The sequence below is a fragment of the Natronococcus sp. genome (assembly GCF_047921035.1).
Classification (GTDB): domain Archaea; phylum Halobacteriota; class Halobacteria; order Halobacteriales; family Natrialbaceae; genus Natronococcus.
In genome coordinates, this window is the sequence record NZ_JBLRWX010000164.1 from 1 (window position 1) to 4,696 (window position 4,696).

The window sequence follows — 4,696 nt, forward strand, 5'->3', positions numbered from 1 at the left end:
CTCGTTCATTTTGCTCCAGAGATCGAGTCAGCACTCAGAAACGATGGGAACTACCGAGATTCGCTTCTCCACCTGCTTGCAGCTCCTCGAGGTTGGCTTCGACGTCCTCGTGCTCGTTTTCCAGTGCCTCGATGCTCTCGCGTTCGGTCTCGATCCGGTTGCGAACTCGTTCGAGTTCTGAGCGCGTGTCCCGAAGCTCATTGAGTTTCTCATGTAGGTACCAGAGGTGACCCTGTTTCCACAGGAGTCAGTTACGACTCTAGACGAGTTTGGGACACGACCCAGAAATTTACAGCGGTACGGGAGCGTACCTCGAGGCTTGACCCCTAGGCAGAATCCTTCGGCTGTGGTACGACGGCCTCGTCGCCCCGTGGCTGATACACCCTCTCGTCAACACCTGGTGGCTCGCGCTGACGATCGATATGCAAAAATAACCCGAAGTTGGTACCGACCCCGTGGTGACAGCTTAGTAACCAGTTAACGCCGGGTTCGGACTCAGTGCGCTCGAGGTGCGTTGCGCAGGACCGCTCGCCAATCTCGAGGGGCCGTCTCGCAGGCGTTCGTCCGTTCGGGAAACGACCCGGTCGACGTGTCTCGTCCGAACTGATGGGACCGCATTCGATCGATTCGAGGGCGGACTGGCCCTCATTGGGGATCGAATCGTTCCGAACGTCACCTCCGCTGGCGAGGTGATCGAGACGGCCCCTCGGAGCCTCGATCGGCGATTCCTCTCCTCGAGGACGTTGACATGTGCGGGAATCATAGACATATTACTAAGATCGTTGTAGAGTAAGAACTTCTGATATACGCGGTCGATAGTAATGCGTCCGGTCCGGGTTGGGACGGGTATGGAAAACTGGAATCGGCGATCCGTGCTCGCGACCGGCGCGATCCTCGCGGTCGGAACGGGCGTTGCGACGGCGAAGTCGAAACGGACGGGCGACCTGCCGACGCTGGGGGAGAGCGACGGCTGGTCGTCTGCCGACGGCGGACCCGGCAACGCGCGTCGCGTGGCCGCGGACACGCTCGAGACGCCGGACACCGTCGCCTGGCGGCACGAGGGAGGCGACGAACCCGTCGTCGTCGACGGGACCGTCTACCTCGCCGGCGACGAGATCCGTGCGCTCGATGCGGCCGACGGCGCCCTCAAGTGGGAGGCTGCGATCGACGGGCGGAGCCTGAGTGTCACCGTCGCCGGCGACACCGTCTACGCCGGCGGCGAACGGCTGGTCGCGCTCGACGCGGCGACCGGGAACGAGGAGTGGTCGACGACGGTCGGCGACGACGACTCGGTGTCGGCGCCGCTCGTCGCGTTCGGGACCGCGTACGTCCTCTCGGGGGGCTCGCTGTACGCGTTCGACGCGACCGACGGCTCGCTGCGCTGGGAGCGCGGATCCGTGGACGTCGACGGCGGCGGTCCGATGGCCTTCGGGAGCCGCCAGACCCAGGTCGTCGCGACGAACGACTCGATCTGGGCGGTCCTCGAGGGGGCTGGGCAGGACGGCCTGGTCGAACTCGAGCCGGCAACCGGTGAGACACGATGGAGTGGCCCCGTCGACGCCGGCACGGGCAGTCTCGCCGCCACAGACGGCACGCTCCTCGTCCAGAACGACAGCCTCGAGAGCGTCTACACGTTCGACGCCGAGCGCCGAGAAACCGAGGAGACGATCAGCGACGCGTACGTGATGGCGATCGACGACGGCGTCGCGGTCACGCAGGGGCGGTACGATCTTCAGTCGCTCGCGCTCGACGATACCGGACGGACGGCCGGGTGGACCCACAGCGGGTCGTACACGTACGGGCTCCCGGTGATCGTCGGCGACACCGTCGTCGTCGCGCACTCAAGTCCGGATCCCGGGGCCGACGACGCGGTTCTCGGCCTCGACCTCGAGGACGGCAGCGAGAACTGGGTCTACGAGTTCGACGACGACGAACGGTGGACCGACGGCGCCGACGCCGGGTTCCTCGTCGTCGAGGACGACATGGTCTACGCACGGCGAGGCCAGGATCTCGTCGCGATCCGGCCGACGGACTGGGAGGCGGATGATCCCGAAGGGAACGGCGACGAAGGCGAGACCGACGAGGACGAAGCTGACGACGGAAGCGACGAGTCAAACGGCGACGGGAACGACGAAGACGAGGCGTACGAACCGGGCGAAGACGACGGTGACGGCTCCGAGGATACCGAGAGCACGGACGACGGGTCCGACGGAGACGACGACGAAAACGGCGACGGCGGGAACGACGACGGCACGGCAAACGGGGCCGACGATGCCGCCGATGACGACGGCGAGGGGATGCCCGGCTTTACGACGGGAGCCGGGATCGCCGGCGGTGCGCTCGGCCTCGAGTGGCTGCGACGGCGTTCGACGGTCGACCAAGAACCCCAGGGCTGACGACCGGAAGATCCGCTCTCAGACGCGAGCGGGCGTCGTACGGACTCCTGTCCGTCTCAGTCGGACGGAATTAGCTCGGCCGGTCGAAACGTATTCGGCTCGGAGAGGGTCACGATCGTGTGTCCCGTCTCGGTGAAGTGCTCGAGCGTTTCGCGCGTTCGTTCCTCTTTCGGCTCCGTCTCTGCACCCCGAATCTCCCAGTTGCAGTTCAGACACCGCTTTTGCATTGTACGCGGCAAGCGGTGCTATCGATATCAGTCCTCGGGTTCCCTTTGCAGGGTCGATAACTCCCCTCGACCGTCAGCGGCTCAATCGGAGAGCGTAGAGGAGGTCGCGGGTTCGGCTTCCTCCGTCGTTACGTCGAGTTCCGACGTGACCAGCGACCGGTATGCGCGGCGGAGTCGCTCGGAGAGCGCCTGGTGGGAGACGTCGAGCTCCTCGGAGAGCTCCTGCATCGAAACCTCCCGGGGGATCTCGAAGTAGCCGTGGTTCGCGGCCGCCACGAGGGTGTCGTACTGTCGCTCCGTGAGGCCGGCCTCCGAGCGGTTGCCGTCGTTCGTTTCGTACAGACGGATGATCGTCGGCTCGAGCTCGCGGTCCTCGAGCTCGTCGTAGATCGAACTCGCGTCGCTGCGCTCCTGTACGCGAATGTTCAGGACCCACGAGCCGTCGACGGCCGAGGCGTCGAGGATGGTGCCGCCGTCCTCGAGAACCAGCTCGAAGAGGTCGGTAGTCTCCGGGCTGAACTCGACGTTGTACAGCCACTCCTCGTCGTTGCCGTTGATCAGCGCGTACTCCTCGATCGGCGAGGCCGCCGCCAGGCCCGCCTCGATCTCCGCCTTCGATGCGCCGGAGAGCCACAGATCGTACCCGTTCGAGACGATAGCAGCCTCCGCTTCGCAGGTGAGCGACGGTACGGTTTCGAACAGCTCTGCCAGTCCGGTCCCGTCGCCCGAAATCTCGAGGTTGACGATCGAGGTCATGAATACGGTTCTACCAAGCGTACGGACTGGCATAGGTTCGTTTCCAAACTGCTTGGGGGCCGTAACGCTGAATGTATTTTTATAATATGGTTCTAATAACGGAAGCTCGAGTGGAGCGGCGCTCTCGGTCGGCTCGAATTTCGGTTCTCGGCCGTGGAGCACCCTCGCTGAGGGATTCTCGATGATACAATATCAATCTGATTAATAAGTTCATATTTACTGAAAAAGTATTTGCCGCACACGTCAGATAGAGCGAACATGAACGACTGGAGACGCCGATCGGTACTGGCGACGGTTGCGGCGATCCCGGCGGGCGCTCTCGCGTCGGTGGCCGTCGCCGACTCGAGCCCCCAACTCGAGGCGGACTGGCCCTCTCACCGGGGGAGCGCCGGTCACGCGAGGGTCGTCGAAGACGGTCACGAGTTCGACGGGGACGCGCTCGAGGCGGTCTGGTCGGCCGCCCACGACGGACACGTCGCCGTCGCGGACGGCATCGTTTACACCACCACGGCGGACGCGGTCGTCGCGCTCGATGCGGCCGACGGGGCGCTCGTCTGGAAGAACGCTCACGTCGAGGCGAACACCCCTTCCGTGGACGACGAGCGCGTGTTTCTCACCGGGACCGAAGTCGTGGCGCTCGATCGGACGGACGGCACCTTCCGCTGGCGAAGCGATTTCGGTACGGACGAGGCGGCCGCCTGGCAGACGGTCGCCGACGACACCGTCTACGTCGTCATCAACGGCTCCCTGTACGCCCTCGAGCCCGACGACGGCTCGCTCCGGTGGGACGTCGACCTCGCGAGGGCCAGCGGGAGCGACGTCGGAGACGCGTTCTTCCCGGAGACTGCGGCAGCCGACGGGATGGTGTACGCCGCCACGGACGGTGCGGTGCTGGCCTACGACTCCGAAACCGGGGACGAGATCTGGCGGAACGACGCCGCTCCCGGCCGGGACGTGACGCTCCACGCGACCGCGGCCGCCGTCGCCGTTACCGGCTCCGGCGAACCCGGGGGACGGCTCTACGATCCGGAAACCGGCGTCGTGATCGACACGATCGACGCGGAGTCGCCGCGGGAACTCGCGCTCGGGAGCGAGCTGTACGTCGCTCGGACGGACCGCGCGTACCGCGGGCGATCGATCGGCGATGCCGAGATCGACTGGACGGTCGACGTTCCCGACGCCGCCGGGCCGCCGGTTATCGCCGGCGACACCGTCTACGTTTACGGCGCCGTGGTGAGTGGTGACGACCGAAGACTCACCGCGCTGGACGACCGCAACGGCACGGAGAAGTGGTCGATCGCGGAAGGCGACGTGCGG

General features: G+C 65.4%; 4 protein-coding genes. 2 read left to right on the forward strand and 2 right to left on the reverse strand.

Annotated elements, in window-relative coordinates; translation table 11 throughout:
- Positions 1 to 848 precede the first annotated feature (848 nt).
- Positions 849 to 2,396 carry a PQQ-binding-like beta-propeller repeat protein gene (locus tag ACNA7R_RS19325; RefSeq protein WP_416285145.1) on the forward strand — a complete coding sequence of 516 codons (1,548 nt, stop codon included), beginning with the start codon at positions 849 to 851 and terminating at the stop codon, positions 2,394 to 2,396.
- 56 nt (positions 2,397 to 2,452) lie between these two features.
- Here the strand turns inward: ACNA7R_RS19325 and ACNA7R_RS19330 are convergent, their stop codons facing one another.
- Both ACNA7R_RS19330 and ACNA7R_RS19335 read right to left on the reverse strand, forming a co-directional pair.
- Positions 2,453 to 2,623 (reverse strand): hypothetical protein, encoded by a 171-nt coding sequence (locus tag ACNA7R_RS19330; RefSeq protein ID WP_416285146.1) that lies wholly within the window; start codon positions 2,621 to 2,623, stop codon positions 2,453 to 2,455.
- Between the two features lie 81 nt (positions 2,624 to 2,704).
- Entirely contained in the window at positions 2,705 to 3,379 is a 675-nt protein-coding gene (locus ACNA7R_RS19335) for a helix-turn-helix domain-containing protein (protein ID WP_416285147.1), read from the reverse strand.
- A gap of 258 nt (positions 3,380 to 3,637) precedes the next feature.
- Between ACNA7R_RS19335 and ACNA7R_RS19340 the strand changes: the two genes are divergently transcribed.
- A partial coding sequence (locus tag ACNA7R_RS19340; protein ID WP_416285148.1) for a PQQ-binding-like beta-propeller repeat protein occupies positions 3,638 to 4,696 on the forward strand: 1,059 nt, incomplete at its 3' end.

Bases quoted from the DNA above. Each gene is read 5' to 3' on its own strand.
- ACNA7R_RS19325 (WP_416285145.1), top strand. From the start codon at position 849: ATGGAAAACTGGAATCGGCGATCCGTGCTCGCGACCGGCGCGATCCTC.
- ACNA7R_RS19330 (WP_416285146.1), bottom strand. From the start codon at position 2,623: ATGCAAAAGCGGTGTCTGAACTGCAACTGGGAGATTCGGGGTGCAGAG.
- ACNA7R_RS19335 (WP_416285147.1), bottom strand. From the start codon at position 3,379: ATGACCTCGATCGTCAACCTCGAGATTTCGGGCGACGGGACCGGACTG.